The organism is Staphylococcus sp. HMSC062H10 (genome assembly GCF_001836945.1).
GTDB lineage: Bacteria > Bacillota > Bacilli > Staphylococcales > Staphylococcaceae > Staphylococcus > Staphylococcus aureus.
Genome location: NZ_KV830966.1, coordinates 65,205 through 90,129 on the forward strand (window position 1 = coordinate 65,205; position 24,925 = coordinate 90,129).

Sequence of the window (24,925 nt, forward strand, 5' to 3'; positions counted from 1 at the left end):
TTATACAATACTTCGTATTGAATGGCTTCGCTTTCCTAGGGTGCCGTCTCAGCCTTGGTCTTCGACTGGCACTGCTCCCTCAGGAGTCTCGCCATTAATACTACGTATTAACATGTAATTTTACTTTGAAATACTTTAAAAAAATAAGACACTTTCGTATAATTTAATAAATACCACTAAACTAAATTAACGAGGTGCCTTATGTATAAAAATTATAACATGACCCAACTTACACTACCAATAGAAACTTCTGTTAGAATTCCTCAAAATGATATTTCGCGATATGTTAATGAAATTGTTGAAACGATACCTGATAGCGAATTCGATGAATTCAGACATCATCGTGGCGCAACATCCTATCATCCAAAAATGATGTTAAAAATCATCTGATATGCATATACTCAATCTGTATTTTCTGGTCGTAGAATAGAGAAATTACTTCATGACAGTATTCGAATGATGTGGTTAGCTCAAGATCAAACACCTTCTTATAAAACTATTAATCGTTTTAGAGTGAATCCTAATACTGATGCGTTAATTGAATCTTTATTTATTCAGTTCCATAGTCAATGTTTAAAGTAAAATCTTATTGATGGTACAAAAGTAGAAGCTAGTGCCAATAGATATACATTTGTGTGGAAGAAAAGTATTCAAAATCACGAATCGAAATTGAACGAAAATTCAAAAGCATTATATCGTGACTTAGTCGAAGAAAAAATAATACCAGAGATTAAAGAAGATGGAGATAGCGATTTAACAACAAAAGAAATTGATTTAATAGGTACTCATTTAGATAAATAAATCGAAGATTTAAATCATTCTATTGAGAACGAAGATTGTGCTCAAATTAGAAAACAGACCCGTAAAAAAAGAACTAAGATTAAGAAGTTCAAAAATAAATTTGATGATTATTCTGAAAGAAAAAGTAAATATGAAGGGCAAAAATCGATTCTTAAAGATAGAAATAGCTTTTCTAAAACTGATCATGATGCAACTTTTATGAGAATGAAGGAAGACCATATGAAAAATGGCCAACTTAAGCCAGGATACAATTTACAAATAGCGACAAATTCTCAATTTGTTTTATCCTATGACCTATTTCAAAAACCAACAGATACTAGAACTTTAATTCCATTTTTAACAATGATTCAAAATACCTTCGGTTATTTACCAGAGTATATTGTAGCTGATGCAGGTTATGGTAGTGAGCAAAACTATATGGCTATTATAGATGATTTTAATAAAACGCCACTTATTACGTATGGCATGTTTATTAAAGATAAAACTAGAAAGTTTAAAAGTGACATTTTCAACACTCAAAATTGGAAATATGACGAACTTAATGATGAATTTATATGTCCTAATAACAAAAGAATAGGTTTTAAAAGATATGCATACCGTAATGATAGATATGGTTTTAAACGTGACTTCAAACTATATGAATGCGATGACTGTTCAGCATGTTCTTTGAGGCAACAATGCATGAAGCCAAATTCGAAATCCAATAAGAAAATCATGAAGAATTATAATTGGGAATACTTTAAAGCCCAAATTAATCAAAAGCTTTCTGAACCAGAAACGAAAAAAATCTATAGTCAAAGAAAAATTGATGTAGAGCCTGTTTTTGGATTTATGAAGGCTATTTTGGGTTTCACTCGAATGTCAGTTCGAGGAATAAATAAAGTTAAACGAGAGCTAGGTTTTGTATTAATGGCACTTAATATAAGGAAAATAGTAGCTCGACGAGCTGTATATTATCAAATACATTTAAAAAAAGCTGATTTCTATCAAATAATTAATAGAAATCAGCTTTTTTACATTGCCTAAGAACTTAATGTCCCAAGCTCTATTTTTTGTGTCTAGCGACTATTGATTCTAAAGGGAAATATGGCAACTTTGCAGGTATCAATTCAATAATGCAATAGTAAGGCATTACTTAAATACAATAAAATACTTTGTTGTTCGATGATAAATAATTTGAGTGTGTTTTATATATCATTTTTAAAAGATGAAGCATTATTAATTGTGTCTATATAAAATTACAAATGATTAAAATGTTGCAGTTGTGGGTATGAACTTACCATTACACAGAAAGGGTTTGTATTTATGAAAAATAAATCTGTAAGTCTTGTGTTTTGGGTATCTTTAGCGATATGTACAATATTTGTCGCTTATGGTGCCATATTTCCCAAGCAGTTAGAAACACTCACGCAAAACATTACTTCATTTATAGCGTTGCATTTTTCATGGTATTATTTGCTGCTCGTTTTAGTTATTTTATTTGTCTGTGTGTATATATTATTTTCAAGATACGCATCTATTACATTAGGTGAAGAAGGCGAAGACCCAGAATTCTCATTGCCATCTTGGTTTGCTATGTTATTTAGTGCTGGTATGGGAATAGGACTTGTGTTCTGGACAACGGCAGAACCAATCAGTCACGCCTTCAAATTAACGCCTATTCATAAAGCTGGCACGCAATCTGCAATTAATGATGCAATGCAGTTTTCATTTTTCCATTGGGGGATTCATGCATGGGCAGTCTATGGTATTGTCGCGCTTGTGTTTGCCTATTTTAGCTTTCATAAAGGATATCCTGGCTTAGTCAGCGCTACATTAACGCCTTTATTAGGTGAAAAAGCAATGCGTGGCCCTTTAGGTGGTGCCATTGATGTATTGGCAGTCATAGCTACAGTAACAGGCGTTGCTGCAACATTAGGTTTCGGTGCATTGCAAATAAACGAAGGTTTACATTTTTTATTTAATGTACCGAGTAACTTCACGATGCAAGTAATCTTGATTGTCATTGCAACCATATTATTTACTTGGTCAGCATGGTCAGGTATCGATAAAGGTATCAAAACGTTGAGTAATATCAACATGTTACTTGCTTTTGTAGTACTTATTGGTCTTTTTATTGTTGGGCCAACGCTTTACATTTTAAATACATTTACGAATGGTCTAGGTAATTATATTGCAAATTTCTTTAGTATGAGTTTACGCATTCCGTCTGGCGGTCAAAAATTCCAATGGTTACAAAATTGGACAATCTTTTACTGGGCATGGTGGATATCTTGGGCACCGTTTGTAGGTATCTTTATAGCACGTGTGTCAAAAGGACGTACGATTAAAGAATTTATTCTAGGTGTACTTTTTGTCCCGGCGGTAGTTTGCATTATATTCTTTGCGGTATTCGGCGCGTCAGCAATTTACTTACAAGATAATCATATTGCCGATATTGCTAAAGCTGCGACAGAAACAGCAACTTTTGCAACGCTACAACATTATCCGCTAGGTTTTGTATTAAGCTTAATTACTTTACTTGTTATTATGATTTTCTTTGTTACATCAGCGGATTCGGCAACTTATGTTTTAGGTATGTTGAGTTCAAGTGGTGATATTAATCCGAAGTCATTTGTCAAAGTGAGTTGGGGTATCATTATGGCATTATTTGCAATCATCATGATTTACACAGGTGGTACTCAAGCGATTCAAAATTTATTAATCATTGCTGCGTTACCATTTTCCGTGGTCATTATAGCGATGATATGGTCGCTTTTAAAATCTTTGAGTGAGGAGAAACCGAGAAATAGTAATAAGGTTTTAATTAAACATCGTGACCCAGACGTATTAGAATATCGTTCTTCAAAACATATTGACGGAAATTAATTAACAAAGAGGTTTTATTTACAAAAACTAGGGAATATATTACTAAATGGTACTTCATCTTATATATTAAAAATAAATTTAAAGTTATTAATTTATTATGTTTAAGAAAAAAACTGATGGGTACATATTTAATATGTTTTTAAATTAACTTTAACTAAGGAGGTGTCGTTAGGGGTGAAACGACTTAAAAACTTTATCCTTGGCTTATTAATAGTAGTAATCGTGGGGTTCCTGTTATTCATGTATATCCAAGATGGACGTATAACTGAATATCAAGACTACTTCCTTCAATTTGAATGGTTCCAACCATTACTTATTTCACTTGCTGCACTATTGATATTAATAGGTCTTATATTAGTATTTAGTATCTTCAAACCTACGCATCGAAAACCTGGATTATACAAAGACTTAGATGATGGTCATGTTTACGTATCTCGTAAAGCTGTTGAAAAAACTGCATTTGATACAGTTGCAAAATATGACCAAGTAAGACAACCGAATGTAGTTGCAAAGCTATATAACAAAAAAAATAAATCTTATATCGACATTAAAACTGACTTTTTCGTACCAAATAATGTTCAAGTACAATCTTTAACTGAAGCAATTCGTGCGGATATTAAAAAGAATGTAGAACATTTTACAGAAATGCCAGTACGTAAGTTAGAAGTAAATGTGAGAGATCAGAAAACTTCTGGTCCACGAGTGTTGTAAGGGAGGTATATCATGGCTAACAATCATAACCAAAACGGACAAGACTCTACACAACAAGTGATTAATTTTTTAAAAGTATTTAAATGGAGAATCGTTGGTTTCTTAGCGTTTCTATTAATCGCGATATTATTCTTAACGTTAGGTTTTTGGAAAACAGTACTTATCATCGTTTTATGTTTAATTGGTGTAGGTATTGGGTATATGAAAGACCGTAAGCAAGATTTTATGAATTTTTTAAATCGATGGAGTTAATTCATCAATTTAGAATTTAATTAAAAAAATATAAAAAATAACAAGTAAAAGGAGAATCTATTATGACTGTAGATAACAATAAAGCAAAACAAGCATACGACAATCAAACTGGTGTTAACGAAAAAGAAAGAGAAGAGCGTCAAAAACAACAAGAACAAAATCAAGAGCCTCAATTCAAAAACAAATTAACATTCTCTGATGAAGTTGTTGAAAAAATTGCTGGTATCGCTGCGCGTGAAGTTAAAGGTATCTTAGACATGAAAGGTGGCTTAACTGATACATTCACTAATGCATTCTCAAGTGGCAACAACGTTACACAAGGTGTATCTGTTGAAGTTGGTGAAAAACAAGCTGCTGTAGACTTAAAAGTAATTTTAGAATATGGTGAATCAGCACCTAAAATCTTCCGTAAAGTTACTGAATTAGTTAAAGAACAAGTTAAATATATTACTGGTTTAGATGTAGTTGAAGTTAACATGCAAGTTGACGATGTAATGACTCAAAAAGAGTGGAAACAAAAACACGAAAAAAATAACGAAAACAATAACCAAGAAAGACAAGGGTTACAATAAGTTATTCGATAAAAAAGCTCGGCACTCAATTTAAGTGCCGAGCTTTTTTGTGATTTTTAATAATTTGAATATGGGAGATGCGTTATACTCTCATTTGTATAAAGTGTATTTAATAAGCTAAAATAATCCATTCGCTAACGATTAATAAAATGCTATAAGTTTAATTATTTTCTTGATACAAAGGGTTATTAACTTTTATATAAGTATAATGATGTGCTTCATCTTCAAGACGCATTGTTGTAACACACTTATAATCTATCAATGGCGCGAACATGGTATTTTTAATTTCATTTATGCGATTCTCATTTACTTGATTAGATTTGTGTGTCGAAAGTACAAGTTGATCAAAGATGTTATCTAGTACATCACGAACGATATACCACATATGTCTTTCTAAGTTTGAATCATTTGATGCTTTAGAAATTGTAAGAATTAATTCGCCTAAATGGTTTTGAACGGTAGAATAAAAGGCTTTGTTAAACACAGATGTTTTTGAATCAGTAAGAATTCTTGATTTTTCATGGAAATGAGATGTACTGTATCCCATTTCATTTAGTTGTGCTTTATCAATTCTTAAACCTTCAAAGTCTCTAATATACATCGTGTCCAATAGACCATCTTTTCGGAATGTTGCAATAGCATTTTGCAAGTGAGCCTCTAATGCAATGCCATATTTAGTAACTAGTGGGATTACGAGACCAAGCAATGCTTTACTATAAGTTTCAACCCACGATTTCGCCGATGATTCAAAATCAGACAATGATGCAGCTGATTGATAACGTTTAATCAATGTCACGATAGGTGATTCATTGTTAAATGGGTAGGTTGCAACTAGGCTTGAAGGAATCATTGGTGTGACTTCTTGTGGAATCATTTGATATATGTTTTTTCTAAATAATGTACCTAATTGTTCACTTCGTTCAGTTTGATAGTCTGCTTCGTCTTGCTCATTATAAAAATGAATACCAGCAACTTCATCAATAATTGTTGATGCATAGGACTTAAATATGACATCTTTCTCCAAAATATCATTTAAAATACGTGTCATTAGTGGACCATTGTGCGTCGTTTGTTCTGATAATGTACGAATTTCGCCTGTAATATGAACGTTTGTCGACAATTTGATGTGTGGCGACATAGCAGGGTATTTAGGAACTAATGTTCTGAAAGATAGACCAGCATAATAATCCAACGTATGTTTTGCTTCAATGATTAATTTTTTATCTACTTCTGCTTGATAATCAGAATGTAATACGTCATCTAATTGCCATGGATGTACAATCATAATGTGATAATCATTAAAGTTAAAGTTTGGCGTAAATTCATTTTCTAATTGTTTAATTAAGTCCGGAAATAGTTGATGAACAGTTGTATCATAATCTTTAGACAGGGACATAGTACGGCTTAGTTTACTGTGAATCAGTACTATTTTCAACTTAATAGCTTGATTGAATTCTGAAGAATATAGGAATGTTTGTAATGCATTTAAACCTTTACGTAATTTAGCCCCAGGATGTAGCGGATGACCTTCAATAACGGCTTGCTCTGAACGCAAGTAACTATCTTCGCTATTTTCGATAATATTAAATAAAGGTGCAGAATCATGTTGCATTGACAGTGCTTGATAGCTCATTGCAAATGTCATATTAGTTGCACTTTTTATCAAATCTTGCTGAAATTGATCACTAGCAGCATTTTTTAAATCTGGTGCTTCAATTAAAATACACTCAAGAATTTCATTTGGATGGTGTACTCGTGTAATCGTATTTGTAATGTCATCTTTAATGTAGAAAGGGCCTTCAACATCAATTCGATCAAAGGCGTGTTCTCCAGTGATAGGAGCATATAATGTTTGCTTAGCTTGTGGGAACTGGATTTCTAGTATATGAGTCGTTGAGATATCTAACATAATCAAATCACGACTCAATATTTTCTTACTTTGAGTGCGCGTTTTAACTAAGTTTTCGCGATGCATTGATGTGACTAATCTCTGAGTGACTTTATCTCTTCCTTGTAAAATCATCTCTTTAAAAATATTAGCCCAGTCGTTATTATGTTGTTGTAAAAATAAATATGTTTCTTGTTCTTCTTTGTTAAATTTTAATGTCTGTTCTTTAAAAATTAAGTTCAAGTTCATAATTCACCTCTATGAAATATTTTACAAAAGCAAGATAGATTTGTATAATCCATATTAATGATAATGATTCTTATTATCAACAGAATGCGGGTGTAAGTTTTATGACAAGATATTTTTTTAGCAGTTCTTTTCTACTATTTCTAGGTAATTGGATTGGACAAATAGGGCTAAATTGGTTTGTACTTACCACTTATCATAACGCAGTTTATCTGGGGGTTGTCAATTTTTGCAGACTTGTACCAATATTGTTACTAAGTGTGTGGGCAGGGGCAATTGCCGATAAATATGATAAAGGGCGATTGCTGAGAATTACAATTTCATCATCATTTTTAGTAACTGCAATTTTATGTGTGCTCACGTATAGTTTCACTGCAATTCCAATTAGCGTCATTATTATATATGCGACATTAAGAGGAATTTTAAGTGCAGTTGAAACACCTTTAAGACAAGCAATCTTACCAGATTTATCAGATAAAATATCTACTACACAAGCTGTATCATTTCATTCATTCATCATTAATATTTGTCGTTCAATAGGGCCAGCCATTGCTGGTGTCATATTAGCAGTCTATCATGCGCCAACAACATTTCTTGCACAGGCAATTTGTTATTTTATCGCAGTTTTATTATGTTTACCACTACATTTTAAAGTGACTAAAATACCTGAAGATGCAACAAGATACATGCCGTTAAAAGTCATTATAGATTACTTCAAATTACATATGGAAGGTCGACAAATATTTATAACATCATTATTGATTATGGCGACAGGTTTTTCATATACGACACTTTTACCAGTTTTGACAAACAAAGTATTTCCGGGGAAATCTGAAATATTTGGTATCGCTATGACGATGTGTGCCATTGGTGGTATTATTGCAACATTAGTTTTACCTAAAGTACTTAAATATATTGGTATGGTAAATATGTATTATTTAAGTTCATTTTTATTTGGCATTGCTTTGTTAGGTGTGGTATTTCACAATATTGTCATCATGTTCATTTGTATTACATTGATTGGGTTATTTAGTCAATGGGCACGTACGACAAATCGCGTTTATTTTCAAAATAATGTTAAAGATTATGAACGTGGTAAAGTACTGAGTATTATTATGATGGATAGAGGTATGATTCCATTGGGAAGTCTGTTAATGAGTATATGTGCAGATGTGTTTGGCATTGTTAGAACTTTTTCAATAATGGGAATAAGTACTATATGCATTACAATGGTATTCTATTTTATAAATAGAAAGTTGAAGTTAAAGTTGGAGGAAAGTAATCATGGTATATCTTGAATGGGCAAAGGCAGATAGAAATATTCAATATCGTGTAATTAACGCCATTATTAAAGAACGTATTTACCCCGAGCAAACATTTATTTCGCAAAAAGGATCTTTAATTGAAATTCAGTATCATATGCATGTGTTGACTATTGAAGTTGTTAGAAAAAGTGCATTAGAACGCTATGAGTTTACAGGTGATATTACTTATTTAAATAAAGGTGAAACCTCGCTAATCATGACATTAGAAGGGCTACTAGATGTATTGAACGATGACTTTGATATCCCTATTTCAGAGCGACTACGCGAAGAATTAATACATAGTCGGGATAGTTTAGTTGAAACTTATAAGCAAATGTCACATAGACAAACTTTGATAAGTCAGAGTTTTAAATTTTCAAGATTGCCACAAGATATTAATTTTTTTGCATGGCTACAACATGTGAAAGATAGTGATAAGACAGATGATTTAACTTATTCTGAGAGTTTGGTACCAGAAGGGCATCCAACACACCCTTTAACCAAAACGAAATTGCCCTTAACTATGGAAGAAGTACGAGCATATGCACCTGAGTTTGAAAAAGAAATCCCTTTGCAAATTATGATGATTGAAAAAGACCATGTTGTGTGCACAGCTATGGATGGTAATGATCAATTTATTATTGATGAAATAATTCCCGAATACTACAATCAAATTCGTGTGTTTTTGAAGAGTTTAGGTTTGAAAAGTGAAGACTATAGAGCGATTTTAGTACATCCTTGGCAATATGATCATACGATAGGGAAATATTTTGAAGCATGGATTGCTAAAAAAATATTAATTCCAACGCCGTTTACAATACTTTCAAAAGCAACTTTATCATTCAGGACGATGTCTTTAATTGATAAACCATATCATGTTAAGTTGCCCGTCGATGCACAAGCAACAAGTGCCGTTAGAACAGTCTCAACTGTGACTACTGTAGATGGACCAAAGTTAAGTTATGCTTTACAAAACATGTTGAATCAATATCCAGGATTTAAAGTTGCTATGGAACCGTTCGGTGAATATGCAAATGTTGATAAAGATACGGCGCGTCAGCTTGCTTGTATTATAAGACAAAAGCCTGAAATTGATGGAAAAGGTGCAACAGTAGTTAGTGCAAGTCTAGTTAATAAAAATCCAATAGATCAAAAAGTTATCGTGGATAGTTACTTAGAGTGGTTAAATCAAGGAGTTACTAAAGAAAGTATTACGACATTTATTGAACGATACTCTCAAGCATTAATCCCGCCTTTAATTGCTTTTATTCAAAATTATGGAATTGCATTAGAAGCACACATGCAAAATACAGTAGTGAACTTGGGGCCACATTTTGACATTCAATTTTTAGTGAGAGATTTAGGTGGTTCTAGAATTGATTTAGAAACATTACAACATCGTGTATCAGATATTAAAATTACAAATGATAGTTTAATAGCTGATTCTAAAGATGCAGTGATTGCAAAATTCCAACATGCTGTTATTCAAAATCAAATGGCAGAATTAATCCATCATTTTAATCAGTATGATTGTGTTGAAGAAACCGAATTATTTAACATAGTACAGCAAGTAGTAGCGCATGCCATTAACCCAACACTACCACATGCAAATGAGTTAAAAGATATTTTGTTTGGACCAACAATTACTGTCAAAGCGTTGTTAAATATGAGAATGGAAAATAAAGTAAAGCAATATTTAAATATTGAGTTAGATAATCCGATAAAAAAAGAGGTGTAGTACTACATGGCACACGTTAATATAAATATATCGAAGATTAAATATAACGCCAAAGTACTTCAAACAGTTTTTCAAAGTAAAAATATGCAATTTACACCAGTAATTAAGTGCATAGCTGGTGACCGTACAATTGTAGAAAGCATAAAAGCGTTAGGTATCAATCATGTTGCAGAATCCAGATTGGATAACATAATTAGTATTGCAGATCAGGATTTAACATATACGTTATTGCGTACGCCTGCCAAAAAAGAGATTTCAGATATGATAGAAAAAGTTGATATGAGTATCCAAACAGAATTATCTACCATACATCAAATAAATGAAGTAGCAGAAGTTTTAGGAAAAAAACATAAGATTTTATTAATGGTAGATTGGAAAGATGGCCGTGAAGGTGTTCTGACTTATGATGTTTTAGATTATATTAAAGAGATTATTCACTTGAAAAATATCCATTTTGTAGGTTTAGCATTCAATTTTATGTGTTTTAAATCTGATGCGCCAAGTGATGATGATATCTTTATGATTAATCGATTCGTCTCAGCTGTTGAAAGAGAAATAGGATATCGATTGAAAATTATTTCAGGTGGTAATTCGAGCATGTTACCACAACTTTTATATAATGATTTGGGTAAAATAAATGAATTGCGAATAGGTGAAACGTTGTTTAGAGGTGTTGATACAACGACAAATCAAGCGATAGCTATGTTATATCAAGATGCGATTACATTGGAGGCTGAGATTTTAGAAATTAAACCTCGAGTTAATACACAAACGCATGAATCATTCATACAAGCTATTGTAGACATTGGTTATTTAGATACAAAAGTCGATAATATTTCACCTATGGATCAGCATATCAATATTTTAGGTGCTTCGAGTGATCATTTAATGCTTGATTTAAATGGTCAAGGACACTATCAAGTTGGAGATCATATATCTTTTTCATTAAATTATGAAGCACTTTCTCATTCGATGTATATGAAAAATTTACATAAGGTATATATTGATGATTCAAATATTGATACGCTACTTCAAAATTTTGATGTGAAATCTCCTGCTATGGTAAACCAATATTAATATATTTATCAATAAGTCTAAGTTGACTAGTTATACTACATATCGTTTACACGGTTGTATCATAATTGTTCAACTTAGATTTTTTGTATTTGTTGATTTATCTATTTAAGTGCAACAGTTCGGCACATAAAAAATGTAACAGGTAATAACAGCTGAATTACAGAGATAACGGTCATGCTAAATGGTGTCAATTGTATTAATTCAAAGATGATATAGCCATGATACATTATCAGTATTTTGTCTAAGGAAATGTGCTAATTGTAGTCATAATTATTAGAGGGGATATATATAGTCATACATTTTAGTAATATAAAAAAGATTGAACGCTACTTGACAATGATAATTGTTATCAATAAAATAATAAATGAAGTTATACATATTAAGGAGTGGAACGATGAGAGGTCTAAAAACTTTTAGTATATTGGGATTAATAGTTGCCTTATTTTTAGTTGCAGCTTGTGGTAATACGGATAATTCAAGTAAAAAAGAATCATCAACTAAAGATACGATTTCGGTAAAAGATGAAAATGGTACAGTAAAAGTACCTAAAGATGCAAAACGTATCGTTGTATTAGAGTACTCATTTGCAGATGCATTAGCAGCATTAGACGTTAAACCAGTTGGTATTGCTGATGATGGTAAGAAAAAACGTATCATTAAACCAGTTAGAGAAAAAATTGGGGATTATACTTCTGTAGGTACACGTAAACAGCCAAACTTAGAAGAAATTAGTAAATTAAAACCGGATTTAATTATCGCTGATAGCAGTAGACATAAAGGTATTAATAAAGAATTAAACAAAATTGCACCAACATTATCATTAAAGAGCTTTGATGGTGACTACAAGCAAAATATCGATGCTTTCAAGACAATTGCGAAAGCTTTAGATAAAGAAAAAGAAGGCGAAAAACGTCTTGCTGAGCATGATAAATTAATCAATAAGTATAAAGATGAAATTAAATTTGATAGAAATCAAAAAGTACTGCCAGCAGTAGTTGCGAAAGCTGGATTACTAGCGCATCCAAACTACTCTTATGTTGGTCAATTTTTAAATGAATTAGGATTTAAAAATGCATTAAGTGACGATGTAACAAAAGGTTTAAGTAAATATTTGAAAGGACCTTACTTACAATTAGACACTGAACATTTAGCTGATTTAAATCCTGAACGCATGATTATTATGACAGATCATGCAAAAAAAGATTCTGCTGAATTCAAGAAGTTACAAGAAGATGCAACATGGAAAAAATTGAATGCAGTTAAAAATAATCGCGTTGATATTGTTGACCGTGATGTTTGGGCAAGATCTCGTGGCTTAATTTCTTCTGAAGAAATGGCTAAAGAACTTGTTGAATTATCTAAACAAGAACAAAAGTAAGGTGGAAGTAAATGGCTATGAAAGAAATAAGTAGCCAATCTGCCATAGATCATAAAAGAAAAAGACGCACAACACTCACGTATATGCTGAGTGTGTGCTTTCTTTTTATTTGTGTATATTTAAATATGGCAATTGGTTCTTCAAAAATTAATTTTAGCGATATCGTTCACTATGTTACTGGCCATACGGATACAAAAGCTTCATTTTTATTACATAATGTACGTATGCCGAGAATGCTTGCAGGTCTATTTATTGGCGGTGCGTTAGCCGTTTCTGGTTTGTTAATGCAAGCAATGACTCGTAACCCACTGGCATCTCCAAAGATTTTTGGTGTTAGTTCTGGCGCGTCATTTGTCATTGTATTAGTAACGATTATTATTCCGTCATTAGAATACTACGCACTTTATTTAGGTGTCATTGGCGCCTTTATTGGTGGATTAACTGTCTACACACTTTCTGGTGCTACAAAAGGTATGACGCCTATTAAATTAGCGTTGGCTGGTATGGCCATTCATTTATTTTTTAGTAGTATGACTGAAGGGATTATAATCTTAAATGAGAATTCTAATGAACAAGTGATGTTTTGGCTTGTTGGTTCATTATCCAGTATGAAGTGGGATGAGATTTTAACCATTTTACCATGGCTTATTGGCGCATTAATTGCAACAATCTTTATTGGGCGTCAGTTAACGATAATGGAACTTGGCGATGATATTGCTAAGGGATTGGGTCAAAATATAAATAAAGTTAGAATTATCATTGGACTATTAGTCATTATTCTTACAGGTATGTCTGTATCAATAGCAGGGCCAATTGGCTTTGTTGGATTAATTGTGCCACATATCGTCAAACGCTATGTGAGTAAGAATTATTTAGTCATGATTCCATTAACATTTATTATAGGTGCAGATTTGTTACTACTATCAGATGTATTAAGTCGTTTAATTACATATCCTTATGAATCACCAGTAGGGATTGTTACATCATTCGTAGGTGCACTTTACTTCTTATTTATAACGATTAAAGGGGTGAAAAGAATATGATGACAACGAAAATTATACGTCGTTATAGTTTAATCACAATCCTTTTAATTGTGAGTATATTCATAAGTTTATGTGTAGGGTCTGTCATGATTCATCCGATTGATGCTATTAAGGGAATCTTTACGCAAGATGATTTTATTTTAAATGAGTATCGTATACCTAGAACATTACTTGGTATTATTATCGGTAGTAGCTTGGCTATATCAGGTGCAATTATACAAGCTGTAATAAGAAACCCGTTAGCCTCACCTGATGTTATAGGTATTTCTAAAGGTGCCAGTTTAGCTGCTGTGATTATTATTATGATCTTTCCAACAGCACCTTTGTTTGTATTACCTATAGGTTCATTCTTAGGTGCCTTTGCAGTAAGTTTATTTTTATCATTTTTAATTTCAAAATATGATGTTAAAGGTTCAAAGCTTGCCTTAATTGGTTTAGCAATTGGCGCAATATGTACGGCGATTGTTCAATTTTTATTAATTAGAAATCCATTGGAAGCCAACAAAGCGCTTGTTTGGTTGACAGGTAGTCTATATGGACATGATATGTCGAATATTTATACTATATTACCTTGGTTTTTAATAACGATACCAATCATCATTTTATTGAGTTATCAATTAGATGTATTGAATCTAGGTGATGCTGTTGCAACCGCACTCGGTTTAAAAGTTAAAACTATTAAAATGCTATTGCTAATTTTAGCAGTAATATTAGCAGGATCCGCAATTTCAGTTGTCGGTGGTATTAGCTTTTTAGGATTAATTGCACCTCATATTGCGAGACAATTAATAGGAAATAAAACATTACACGTTATTATCATGTCGGGGTTAATTGGTGCTATATTGTTAACATTTGGTGATGGTTTAGCCCGTGGCATTCATCCGCCACTGGATATTCCTGTAGGGGTTATCATTGCAATTATCGGTGCACCATACTTCTTAATATTATTACGAAGAATGAAATAACTAACATATGATTAGAGTTTAAAAAAGGTTAAGTACGAAATCAGTAATTGTACTTAACCTTTTTTGATTTCATCTTGAAAAATTACAAGAAATAGCGTATATTTAATAACTGTAATTATTCATTATTTTGCATACATAAACATTTTAAAAGATAGAATGATAAGGAATATGTTTGTTAACTGAATAGAATTCTGTATATACTTAAAACGAATACATAGAGAAATGGATTGATTTTATGGATAGCTTTTCAAGGAAAGAGATAGTCATTGGGAGACTTAAGTTTATTACGATGTCTTTAATTGGTATCTTATTATTTCTAGTACCAATTCCAGTCGAACAAGATGGACAGAAGCAAACAACGTTACCCGTGGCATTTTTAGCAGGCGTGCTTAAAGATGTATTAGGTGGCGTAATGCCATTTTTAATTGTGACGATAATTACTTTATCGGGTATCATAACACTGATTTGTTCAACTGTTTTAAAAGATAAATTGAAACCTGACGGATTATTGCATAATGCGTTTAATGTAAGAATAGGTTGGTTAATTTTGCGATTACTTGCCGTTATCTTTGCGTGGATGACTTTTTTACAAATCGGTTCAAAGGTAATATATTCAGATGAAACAGGTGGATTACTATTTTCAAGTTTATTGCCAACATTAGTGGCAGTATTCTTATTTGCAGCTCTATTTTTACCGCTATTAATGGAATACGGTTTGTTAGAGATGTTGGGTCCTATTTTTAGACCGGTTATGAGACCTTTATTTACATTGCCAGGACGTTCGACGGTAGATAATTTAGCATCATTTATTGGAGACGGAACTGTTGGGGTCTTAATTACAAGTAGACAATATGGTGAAGGATATTATTCTCGTCGTGAAGCAACAGTTATTTCAACGACATTTAGTGTAGTTTCTATCACTTTTGCAATTGTAGTTGCTGAAACAGTGCACATGCAAAATCAATTTTTTGCTTTCTATTTATCAGTGATAGTATCCTGCCTTGTTGCAGCAGTCATTATGCCAAGAATTTGGCCTTTAAATAAAATTCCTGATGAGTATGCTAAGGAGGTACCCGAAAGTGCGCGTACTGAGGCATTGCCAGAAGGAAAGACGGCATTGAGACACGGCTTTGATACTGCAACAGAAGTTGGTATTAAAGCACCGGGCGTTATTGACTTTTTTAAGTCAGGATTAAAAACAGTCGTTGATATGTGGTTTGTTATTTTGCCTGTAGTGATGAGTATTGGTACTATTGCTACCATTATTGCGAACTACACGCCCTTTTTTGTCATATTGGGTAAACCTTTTGTTCCATTTTTAGAGTTAATGCAAATACCTGAAGCGGCACAAGCTTCTCAAACGATTATTATCGGTTTTGCCGATATGTTTTTACCTTCTATATTAATTGAAGGTGTACAAAATGATATAACTCGCTTTGTTATTGGTGCACTAAGTATTTCACAGTTGATATACTTGTCTGAAGTAGGTGGCGTCATACTTGGTTCCAAGATTCCTGTAAGCATCGGCAAATTATTTATGATTTTCTTAATTAGAACAATCATTACACTACCGATTATTTCTTTGATGGCACACTTGTTATTGTAATTAGATATAAGAAAGGACAACTGTTAAAATTGTGGGAACAGTTGTCCTTTTGTATTTGTTTATGCTGGGAGTTGAATCAATTAAAAAAAATCATTCATGAAGCCCTCACCATGAATGATTTTTTTATACAATTTATTTAGTTAATTCATTGTAAACTTTTTGATCATTTTGAGTATAAATAATGTATTCGTGGTCTTCAGTATCGATAATAACGCGATTCGTTTTACCAAATGTTGAGCCGATTCTAGATACATCTTTGCTGTCTAATTTAGGAACTGCATGAATATCTTGGTCTTGTGTAATATTTTTAATTTCACTTGTAGGAATTTTGATATCAGCAACTCTCCATTGAATACGCACTTCATTATTATCTTTTTTTACTGTCATTGCCATTATTCAAACACATCCTTTAAATATTTTGTAAATACATCATAAACGATTTTGTAATCGTTTTCAAGAGTTATGTGATACTTTTTTAAATTGTGTCATACTAATGAAGCTCAAACCGAAAATATGTTCGTGTTTTTGGCGGATTTATGGTAAAATGTGAGTATTAAAGGAGAACAAATATGACAGGTAAAACACATGCTTCATGCGGCATGCTCGTTGGAGCGCTAACAACACAATATTTTCAAACGGATATTTTTTCGTCGGTTACGGTTATCATTCTAGCAACTCTAGCTAGCTTATTACCCGATATATGTCACACTCAAAGTAAGATTGGCAGAAGGTTTAAGGTAATTAGTTTTTTTGTGAGATTGATCTTTGGACATCGAACCTTTACGCATTCAATATTATTTATCGCAATCATAGCATTTTTATTGCAAATTATTCAGACGCCTAATTATTATATGGCAGCAATTATAATTGGATTAGTGTCACATGTTATACTAGATATGATAACACCAAAAGGCGTGAAATTATTTTATCCGTTACCGTTTAATGTGAAGACACCGATTCAATTTAAAACAGGTGGACTTGTAGACTTATCTTTAGCTACTGCGTTAATGGTCGGAACAGTTTATGTTTTATTTCAGCCTTTCATCAATGATATAATAAGCAACTGGAATACTAAGTTTTTATAGAAAATAAATTATTAAAGGTTACAAACTCAGCAGGAGGCGTAAAATGCTAGATAAAAATCAATTAGCTAAATATAAACAAGATCATTTATGTGAATATGAAAAAATAATGAGTAATAATGAAAAAGAAGCGCTTGAAGAGAAGGTAGCGTCATTAGATTTAGATTTTATTGCCAAATTATATAACGATTTATACATCAATAAGAAAACAATAGATGATGTATCTGCAGTTTCTGAAGTGAAATATGATATTAAATCACAAATGAGTGATGATGAGATTAAGCGTTTAGAGGAACAAGGACTTCAAGCTATTAAAGAAGGACAATTTGCAGTACTTTTGATGGCAGGTGGACAAGGAACAAGACTTGGATATAAAGGACCTAAAGGTTCATTCGAAATTGAAGGTGTAAGTTTATTTGAACTTCAGGCAAAACAATTAAAAGAACTACATCGACAAACTGGTCATATAATTCAATGGTACATTATGACAAGTGATATCAATCATGAAGAAACTTTAGCTTATTTTGAATCGCATAACTACTTTGGTTATGATCAAGAAGCAATACATTTCTTTAAACAAGATAATATTGTGGCGCTTAGTGAAGAAGGGAAGTTAATTTTAAATCAACAAGGTCGTATTATGGAAACGCCAAATGGTAATGGTGGCGTGTTTAAATCTTTAGACAAGTCAGGATACTTAGAAGAAATGTCTAATAATGGCGTTAAGTATATTTTCTTGAATAATATCGACAATGTTTTAGTAAAAGTGTTGGATCCACTATTTGCAGGATTTACGGTAGAACATGATTACGATATTACTTCTAAAACGATTCAACCAAAACCAGGAGAAAGTGTTGGACGATTAGTTAATGTCGATTGTAAAGATACAGTATTGGAGTATTCAGAATTAGATCCAGAAGTTGCAAATCAATTTAACAATGCTAATATCGGTATTCATGCATTTAAACTTGGATTTATTATAAATGCTGTAAATCGTGAATTACCTTATCATTTAGCTATTAAGAATTTGAAGCAATTAGATGAGAACTTTGGTGTTATTGAACAACCAACTTTAAAATTCGAATTGTTCTATTTTGACATATTTACTTATGGAACTAGTTTTGTCACGTTACAAGTTCCTAGAGAAGAAGAGTTCTCACCTCTAAAAAATAAAGAAGGTAAAGATAGTGTTGCAACAGCGACTGAAGATTTACGTAGAATGGGTTTAATTTAATGTTAGGCGGTGACTATGATGTCCAAATCAAGTAAAAAAAGTAATGACACAATTGTAGAAACATTTAAGGATATCATTCCATTGTCATTTGGAGAAGAAATAGGCAATGCTGCATCTCATGGTCTGGCAGCGCTGTTAACACTATTAGTCTTACCTTATGCGGCTGTACATAGTTATATTGCAAATGGCACACTTGCATCAGTTAGTATGTCAATTTATGTTATTTCTATCTTTATGATGTTTATTTCATCAACAATTTATCACTCTATGCAAAATGAAACACCCCATAAATATATTTTAAGGATTATTGATCATAGTATGATTTACGTAGCAATTTCAGGTACATACACTCCTATTTTGTTAACAATTGTAGGTGGTTGGATAGGTTGGACAGTATTTATTTTATTATGGGGAACGACTCTTTGGGGAATTTTATATAAATCCATAGCTGTCAAAGTTAATCAAAAGTTAAGTTTAATTGTCTATTTAGTGATGGGCTGGGTAGGTATTATCTTGTTACCAATTATTTTTATTCGCACATCATGGATATTCATATTATTCATTTTCTTAGGTGGTGTGTCATATACAATTGGTGCCTGGTTTTATGCACAAAAAAACAGACCATATTTTCATATGATATGGCATATTTTTATCGTTATAGCATCATTATTGCATTTAATTGCTATTTTATATTTTATGTAATAGTTTATCAGAAGGTGGGGGAAACTCCGCTTTTTTTATTACTTAATTCATTCTAATAGAGGATTGTTTTGCTTTTTTAAAATCGGTATGATTTTTAAAGCTGGGAGTGCACTTAATTTGTATTAATCAGACATTTGATGGATACGTTTATTTGAATTTTTTAGTAGGTGTAACAAATAGATTTTAAAAAAACTAATTTGAATTTAAAAGAGGATAAGATAGGAAATAGTAAAATTAGAAATTACATAGCACTATCATTATTATAAAAGGAGGTATAGCATGCGTTTAAAATCAATTGTAACTGTAATAGCTTTAATACTAATCATGTTTATGGCTGCAATCGAATCATCAATTATTTCTTTAGCGTTACCAACAATTAAGCAAGATTTAAATGCAGGGAATTTAATTTCATTAATATTTACGGCTTACTTTATTGCATTAGTGATTGCGAATCCAATAGTAGGTGAATTATTAACTCGTTTTAAAATTATTTATATTGCTATCGCAGGTCTTACACTATTCACGGTTGGTAGTTTAATGTCAGGTTTAAGCACACATTTTAGTATGTTGATTATATCACGTGTAATTCAAGGGTTTGGATCTGGTGTCATGATGTCCTTGTCACAAATTGTACCTAAATTAGCGTTTGAAATTCCATTACGCTATAAAATTATGGGTATCGTTGGTAGCGTTTGGGGGATTTCGAGTATCATTGGACCACTTCTAGGTGGTGGCATATTAGAATTTGCAACATGGCATTGGTTATTCTACATAAATATACCGATTGCGATTATTGCAATAATATTGGTTGTCTGGACATTTCATTTTCCAGAAGAAAAAACTGTGGCTAAATCAAAATTCGATACTAAAGGTATCACCCTGTTTTATATTTTCATTGGTTTAATTATGTTTGCATTGTTAAACCAACAACATTTATATTTAAATATCATAGGTTTTGTCTTAGCAATATTAGTTGCACTTCGATTATTTAATGTTGAGAAAAAAGTTTCATCCCCATTCTTACCAGTAGCAGAATTTAATCGAATGATTACTTTGGTCTTTATTACAGATCTTCTTACAGCTGTTTGTTTAATGGGCTTTAATTTATATATTCCTGTGTATCTTCAAGAACAACTGGGGTTATCGCCATTGCAAAGTGGATTAGTTATTTTTCCACTTTCTGTAGCGTGGATTACATTGAATTTTAATTTGCACCATATTGAAGCGAAGTTATCAAGAAAAGTTATCTATTTGTCGTCTTTTACATTATTATTATTAAGTAGTATAATCATTGCGTTTGGTATAAAATTACCAATTCTTATAGCATGTGTCTTAATTTTAAGTGGACTAAGCTTTGGATATATTTATACAAAAGATAGTGTAATTGTCCAAGAGGAAACAAGTCCAATACAAATGAAGAAAATGATGTCGTTTTATGGATTAACAAAAAACCTTGGCGCATCAATAGGTTCGACGATTATGGGATACCTTTATGCATTAAAATCAGGATTGTTTGGTGCAAACTTGCATAATATTTTAGGCGTTGTATCCTTGATAAGTGTAGGGCTCATCGTTGTATGGCTCATATTTTATAGAGAAGCGGCGTCACAAACAAAAGAATAGAATTATGATTAAAATTGATGTAGTGTAAATAAAGTAACAAATAATCATTTTACTAAGTTTGAAGTGTAATCAACTATCTTAAAATTACAAGCAATATAAATTATTATTGGTAAGGAGGACAATAGTTATGAATTATCTTAAACATAAGTTTTATAATTTATTAACAACAATTATTGTTCTCTTTATCTTTGTGCTTTCTGGTGCGATATTCTTAACGTTTTTAGGGTTCGGACTATATGGATTAAGTAGAATTCTTATTTATTTTAGGTTAGGTGACTTCACATATAACAGAAGTATGTACGACAATTTGCTATATTATGGTAGTTATATTATATTTGGCTACTTTATCGTATTTGCAGTTGAAAATTTGATGGATTATTTTAGAAAAATGTTACCTGAAAATGCTTATTTTAGAGGTGCAACTTTTCATTTAATCTCTTATATGGTTGCAACAACGTTATTTTATTTTATTATTCATCTGAACTATGTGTATATCAATATTGATTTTTGGGTCATCATGGTTATTATAGGCTTTTTATATGTTTGTAAGCTGCAGTTTTACCCTGAAAGTAAAAATCTAAACAATAGAAAATAGAGGTTTGAAGTTGGGGGCAATGATGTGTTCCAACTTCTTTTTATTCATATAGTAGAAAATGAGTTGTTTTGCTTCAATTAATCACGGTTAATAATAACCATTGATATAAATAGTTGGTACTTTAATCTGAAATATATTTTAAGTATATATGCTAATAAACGTAAATTTGTTACAAAGGAGGAATTGTGGTGGCTAAAGTTGAATTAACAACCCGGAGACGAAACTTCATAGTTGCTGTTATGTTGATTAGTGCGTTTGTAGCTATTTTAAATCAAACATTATTAAATACAGCGTTACCTAGTATAATGAGAGAATTAAATATTAATGAAAGTACATCGCAATGGCTAGTTACTGGGTTTATGCTTGTTAATGGCGTCATGATACCTCTAACAGCATACTTAATGGACAGGTTTAAAACTAGACCTTTATACTTAGCAGCGATGGGGACATTTTTAGTAGGATCAATTGTTGCAGCCATGGCACCCAATTTTGGCGTATTAATGGTAGCGCGTGTCATCCAAGCTATGGGGGCAGGCGTACTCATGCCTTTAATGCAATTCACATTGTTTACGTTATTCAGTAAAGAACATAGAGGATTTGCAATGGGATTAGCTGGTTTAGTTATTCAATTTGCACCAGCAATCGGGCCTACTGTTACTGGATTAATCATTGATCAAGCGAGTTGGCGAGTACCATTTATTATAATTGTAGGAATTGCTTTAGTCGCATTCATCTTCGGTTTAATTTCAATTTCAAGCTATAATGAAGTGAAATATACTAAATTAGATAAGCGCTCTGTAATGTATTCAACGATTGGATTTGGATTAATGTTATATGCATTCAGTAGTGCAGGCGACCTAGGATTTACTAGCCCGGTAGTCATTGGTGCCATGATAATTAGTTCTATTATCATCTACTTATTTATTCGTAGACAATTCAATATAAGCAATGCACTTTTAAATTTAAGTGTTTTTAAAAATAGAACATTTGCATTATGTACGATTAGCTCAATGATCATAATGATGTCAATGGTTGGTCCAGCGTTATTAATACCGCTCTATGTTCAAAATAGCTTAGCTCTATCTGCATTATTGTCTGGACTTGTTATCATGCCAGGTGCAATCATAAATGGTATTATGTCGGTTTTTACAGGTGAATTTTATGATAAGTATGGTCCTAGACCACTGATTTATACTGGTTTTACGATTTTAACAATTACTACTATTATGTTGTGTTTCTTGCATACAGACACATCTTATACGTATTTAATAGTCGTATATGCAATTAGAATGTTTTCAGTTTCTTTACTCATGATGCCGATAAATACTACAGGAATTAATTCTTTGAGAAATGAAGAAATCTCACATGGCACGGCTATTATGAACTTTGGTCGTGTAATGGCTGGCTCATTAGGAACAGCATTAATGGTTACTTTGATGAGTTTTGGCGCAAAAATATTCTCATCTACATCGCCATCGCATTTAACTGCAACTGAAATTAAACAGCAATCAATTGCTATAGGGGTGGATATCTCATTTGCTTTTGTAGCTGTGCTTGTTATGGCAGCTTATGTGATAGCGCTTTTTATAAGAGAACCTAAAGTAATAGAAAGTAATAGAAGGGAATTTTAAAATAATTATAGTAGTTGGTCTATTGAAAATAATAGGCTAACTTCTTTTTTTATTTAATGAAAAGTTTTATACTTTTATTGATAGACTAAGCAAAAATTGTTATTTGCTATGATGTAGATATTTTAAATTGATTAAGGGGGATTTGCTTTGTTAACGGTAGATCAAGTTAAAGAACTAATAGGAGAAATTAAAGATCCTATTATAGATGTACCTTTAAAAGAAACAGAAGGTATTGTAGAAGTTTCTATTAAGGAAGAAAAAGAACATGTAAGTGTTAAAGTGGCAATGGCACAATTAGGTGGCGCACCGCAATTAGATTTACAGATGGCAGTTGTTAATGTTTTAAAAGAAAATGGTGCAAAAACTGTGGGTATACGATTTGAAACGTTACCAGAAGAAAAAGTAAATCAATTTAAACCAAAAGAAGAAAATAAACCTAAAACGATAGAAGGCTTATTATCTCAAAATAATCCAGTTGAATTTATTGCTATTGCTTCAGGTAAAGGTGGCGTCGGTAAATCTACTGTTGCAGTAAATTTAGCCGTTGCCTTAGCCCGTGAAGGTAAAAAAGTCGGATTAGTAGATGCCGATATATATGGATTTAGTGTACCAGATATGATGGGTATTGATGAAAAGCCTGGAATTAAAGGGAAGGAAGTAATTCCAGTTGAACGTCATGGCGTTAAAGTTATATCAATGGCCTTTTTTGTGGAAGAAAATGCGCCAGTTATATGGAGAGGGCCAATGTTAGGTAAAATGTTGACGAATTTCTTTACAGAAGTTAAATGGGGAGACATTGAATATTTAATACTCGATCTTCCACCTGGAACAGGGGATGTAGCTTTAGATGTTCATACGATGTTACCTTCAAGTAAGGAAATTATTGTAACGACACCTCATCCTACAGCAGCATTTGTTGCAGCTCGCGCAGGTGCGATGGCAAAACATACGGACCATTCTATTCTTGGAGTAATTGAAAACATGAGTTATTTTGAAAGTAAAGAGACGGGTAATAAAGAATATGTTTTTGGTAAAGGTGGCGGTACTAAGTTAGCTGATGAACTTAATACTCAATTACTTGGGGAATTACCTTTAGAGCAACCGTCTTGGAATCCAAAAGACTTTGCACCTTCAATTTATCAAGCTGAAGACAGATTAGGTAAAATTTATAGCTCGATTGCACAAAAAGTTATAGCTGCGACAAATAAATAGGTATAATATATGCTAAACGTACAAAATTACTTTTATTTTGTACGTTTTTATATTGAATTGTTTTAAAATGCTGGTAAAATAAGTTCTTGTGTTAAGCAATCAACGCATTGAAAAAAGAAGCGACTTGCAAACACGAATATTTTTCAAAAAAGTTATTGACTTTAAATTATAAAGTTGATAAGATAATAAAGTCGTCAAAAACGGCGATGATGTTTTTAAAGAAGAATTTCAAAAGTGTAAAACTTACCATTGAAATAACTATAAAAACAATATAAAATAAATAAAGTAATCGTTCAAAAAGTTATTGTACTTCAATAATTTAATGAAGTACAATAAAAGAGATTGAACATTAATGAACATTGAAAAACTGAATGACAATATGTCAACGTTAATTCCA

Annotated in this window: 20 protein-coding genes and 3 pseudogenes; 20 read left to right on the plus strand and 3 right to left on the minus strand. The window is 32.0% G+C overall.

The window, feature by feature from the left end; all coding sequences use genetic code 11:
* Positions 1–201: 201 nt before the first annotated feature.
* The 5 genes and pseudogenes from HMPREF2658_RS14550 to HMPREF2658_RS02260 all read left to right on the plus strand — a co-directional run bounded on the left by HMPREF2658_RS14550 (position 202) and on the right by HMPREF2658_RS02260 (position 5,204).
* Positions 202–1,827 (plus strand): annotated as a pseudogene (locus tag HMPREF2658_RS14550) (IS1182 family transposase).
* Positions 1,828–2,106: 279 nt separating this feature from the next.
* Positions 2,107–3,669 (plus strand): BCCT family transporter, encoded by a 1,563-nt coding sequence (locus HMPREF2658_RS02245; protein WP_000792328.1) that lies wholly within the window; start codon positions 2,107–2,109, stop codon positions 3,667–3,669.
* Between the two features lie 174 nt (positions 3,670–3,843).
* Positions 3,844–4,380, plus strand: coding sequence for an alkaline shock response membrane anchor protein AmaP (gene amaP / locus HMPREF2658_RS02250; protein ID WP_070854182.1), 537 nt, complete (start codon positions 3,844–3,846; stop codon positions 4,378–4,380).
* 12 nt (positions 4,381–4,392) lie between these two features.
* Positions 4,393–4,632, plus strand: coding sequence for a DUF2273 domain-containing protein (locus HMPREF2658_RS02255; RefSeq protein WP_000002683.1), 240 nt, complete (start codon positions 4,393–4,395; stop codon positions 4,630–4,632).
* 62 nt (positions 4,633–4,694) lie between these two features.
* A complete protein-coding gene (locus tag HMPREF2658_RS02260; RefSeq protein ID WP_000215236.1) occupies positions 4,695–5,204 on the plus strand; it encodes an Asp23/Gls24 family envelope stress response protein in 510 nt (169 codons plus the stop codon).
* 160 nt (positions 5,205–5,364) lie between these two features.
* Here the strand turns inward: HMPREF2658_RS02260 and sfaD are convergent, their stop codons facing one another.
* Positions 5,365–7,341, minus strand: coding sequence for a D-ornithine--citrate ligase SfaD (sfaD, locus tag HMPREF2658_RS02265; protein WP_070854183.1), 1,977 nt, complete (start codon positions 7,339–7,341; stop codon positions 5,365–5,367).
* Between the two features lie 101 nt (positions 7,342–7,442).
* Here sfaD and sfaA point away from each other — a divergent pair, with 101 nt between their 5' ends.
* From sfaA to sfaC, 3 genes are read left to right on the plus strand one after another with little or no spacing between them, the layout of a single operon-like run.
* Positions 7,443–8,636 (plus strand): staphyloferrin A export MFS transporter, encoded by a 1,194-nt coding sequence (gene sfaA / locus HMPREF2658_RS02270; RefSeq protein ID WP_001622016.1) that lies wholly within the window; start codon positions 7,443–7,445, stop codon positions 8,634–8,636.
* On the plus strand, positions 8,623–10,380 hold the full coding sequence (gene sfaB / locus HMPREF2658_RS02275; RefSeq protein WP_000262648.1) for a staphyloferrin A synthetase SfaB: 1,758 nt from the start codon (positions 8,623–8,625) through the stop codon (positions 10,378–10,380). Before sfaA ends, sfaB begins: the two co-directional genes overlap by 14 nt.
* A gap of 6 nt (positions 10,381–10,386) precedes the next feature.
* On the plus strand, positions 10,387–11,457 hold the full coding sequence (gene sfaC, locus HMPREF2658_RS02280; protein ID WP_000951629.1) for a staphyloferrin A biosynthesis protein SfaC: 1,071 nt from the start codon (positions 10,387–10,389) through the stop codon (positions 11,455–11,457).
* 97 nt (positions 11,458–11,554) lie between these two features.
* Here the strand turns inward: sfaC and HMPREF2658_RS02285 are convergent.
* Positions 11,555–11,684, minus strand: a pseudogene (locus tag HMPREF2658_RS02285) (hypothetical protein).
* 167 nt (positions 11,685–11,851) lie between these two features.
* Here HMPREF2658_RS02285 and HMPREF2658_RS02290 point away from each other — a divergent pair.
* The 4 genes from HMPREF2658_RS02290 to HMPREF2658_RS02305 all read left to right on the plus strand — a co-directional run bounded on the left by HMPREF2658_RS02290 (position 11,852) and on the right by HMPREF2658_RS02305 (position 16,449).
* Positions 11,852–12,835 carry an ABC transporter substrate-binding protein gene (locus HMPREF2658_RS02290; protein WP_001214650.1) on the plus strand — a complete coding sequence of 328 codons (984 nt, stop codon included), beginning with the start codon at positions 11,852–11,854 and terminating at the stop codon, positions 12,833–12,835.
* Between the two features lie 11 nt (positions 12,836–12,846).
* Positions 12,847–13,878, plus strand: coding sequence for a FecCD family ABC transporter permease (locus HMPREF2658_RS02295; protein WP_001240856.1), 1,032 nt, complete (start codon positions 12,847–12,849; stop codon positions 13,876–13,878).
* The gene (locus tag HMPREF2658_RS02300; RefSeq protein ID WP_000989088.1) at positions 13,875–14,843 is read left to right on the plus strand and encodes a FecCD family ABC transporter permease; all 969 of its coding nucleotides are present in this window, start codon (positions 13,875–13,877) and stop codon (positions 14,841–14,843) included. Before HMPREF2658_RS02295 ends, HMPREF2658_RS02300 begins: the two co-directional genes overlap by 4 nt.
* Positions 14,844–15,078: 235 nt before the next feature.
* A complete protein-coding gene (locus HMPREF2658_RS02305; protein ID WP_001622018.1) occupies positions 15,079–16,449 on the plus strand; it encodes a YjiH family protein in 1,371 nt (456 codons plus the stop codon).
* A gap of 132 nt (positions 16,450–16,581) precedes the next feature.
* Here HMPREF2658_RS02305 and HMPREF2658_RS02310 read toward each other — a convergent pair whose 3' ends face one another.
* Positions 16,582–16,842: a SunI/YnzG family protein gene (locus HMPREF2658_RS02310; RefSeq protein ID WP_001251935.1), complete on the minus strand. Its 261-nt coding sequence runs from the start codon at positions 16,840–16,842 to the stop codon at positions 16,582–16,584.
* 176 nt (positions 16,843–17,018) lie between these two features.
* Here HMPREF2658_RS02310 and HMPREF2658_RS02315 point away from each other — a divergent pair, with 176 nt between their 5' ends.
* The 8 genes and pseudogenes from HMPREF2658_RS02315 (at position 17,019) to HMPREF2658_RS02350 (ending at position 24,803) form a co-directional block, all read left to right on the plus strand.
* Positions 17,019–17,534 carry a metal-dependent hydrolase gene (locus HMPREF2658_RS02315; protein WP_000147094.1) on the plus strand — a complete coding sequence of 172 codons (516 nt, stop codon included), beginning with the start codon at positions 17,019–17,021 and terminating at the stop codon, positions 17,532–17,534.
* A 43-nt stretch (positions 17,535–17,577) separates the two neighbouring features.
* Positions 17,578–18,765, plus strand: a complete 1,188-nt coding sequence (locus HMPREF2658_RS02320; protein ID WP_000884729.1) for a UTP--glucose-1-phosphate uridylyltransferase — start codon at positions 17,578–17,580, stop codon at positions 18,763–18,765.
* Positions 18,766–18,783: 18 nt separating this feature from the next.
* Positions 18,784–19,467 carry a PAQR family membrane homeostasis protein TrhA gene (locus tag HMPREF2658_RS02325; protein WP_000047126.1) on the plus strand — a complete coding sequence of 228 codons (684 nt, stop codon included), beginning with the start codon at positions 18,784–18,786 and terminating at the stop codon, positions 19,465–19,467.
* 279 nt (positions 19,468–19,746) lie between these two features.
* A complete protein-coding gene (sdrM, locus tag HMPREF2658_RS02330) occupies positions 19,747–21,090 on the plus strand; it encodes a multidrug efflux MFS transporter SdrM (RefSeq protein WP_001237526.1) in 1,344 nt (447 codons plus the stop codon).
* 121 nt (positions 21,091–21,211) lie between these two features.
* Entirely contained in the window at positions 21,212–21,685 is a 474-nt protein-coding gene (sepA, locus tag HMPREF2658_RS02335; RefSeq protein WP_072468853.1) for a multidrug efflux transporter SepA, read from the plus strand.
* A 188-nt stretch (positions 21,686–21,873) separates the two neighbouring features.
* Positions 21,874–23,316, plus strand: a complete 1,443-nt coding sequence (gene lmrS, locus HMPREF2658_RS02340) for a multidrug efflux MFS transporter LmrS (RefSeq protein ID WP_001140994.1) — start codon at positions 21,874–21,876, stop codon at positions 23,314–23,316.
* Between the two features lie 147 nt (positions 23,317–23,463).
* Positions 23,464–24,528 carry an Mrp/NBP35 family ATP-binding protein gene (locus HMPREF2658_RS02345; protein ID WP_000958519.1) on the plus strand — a complete coding sequence of 355 codons (1,065 nt, stop codon included), beginning with the start codon at positions 23,464–23,466 and terminating at the stop codon, positions 24,526–24,528.
* Positions 24,529–24,616: 88 nt separating this feature from the next.
* Positions 24,617–24,803, plus strand: a pseudogene (locus HMPREF2658_RS02350) (hypothetical protein).
* Positions 24,804–24,925: the final 122 nt, after the last annotated feature.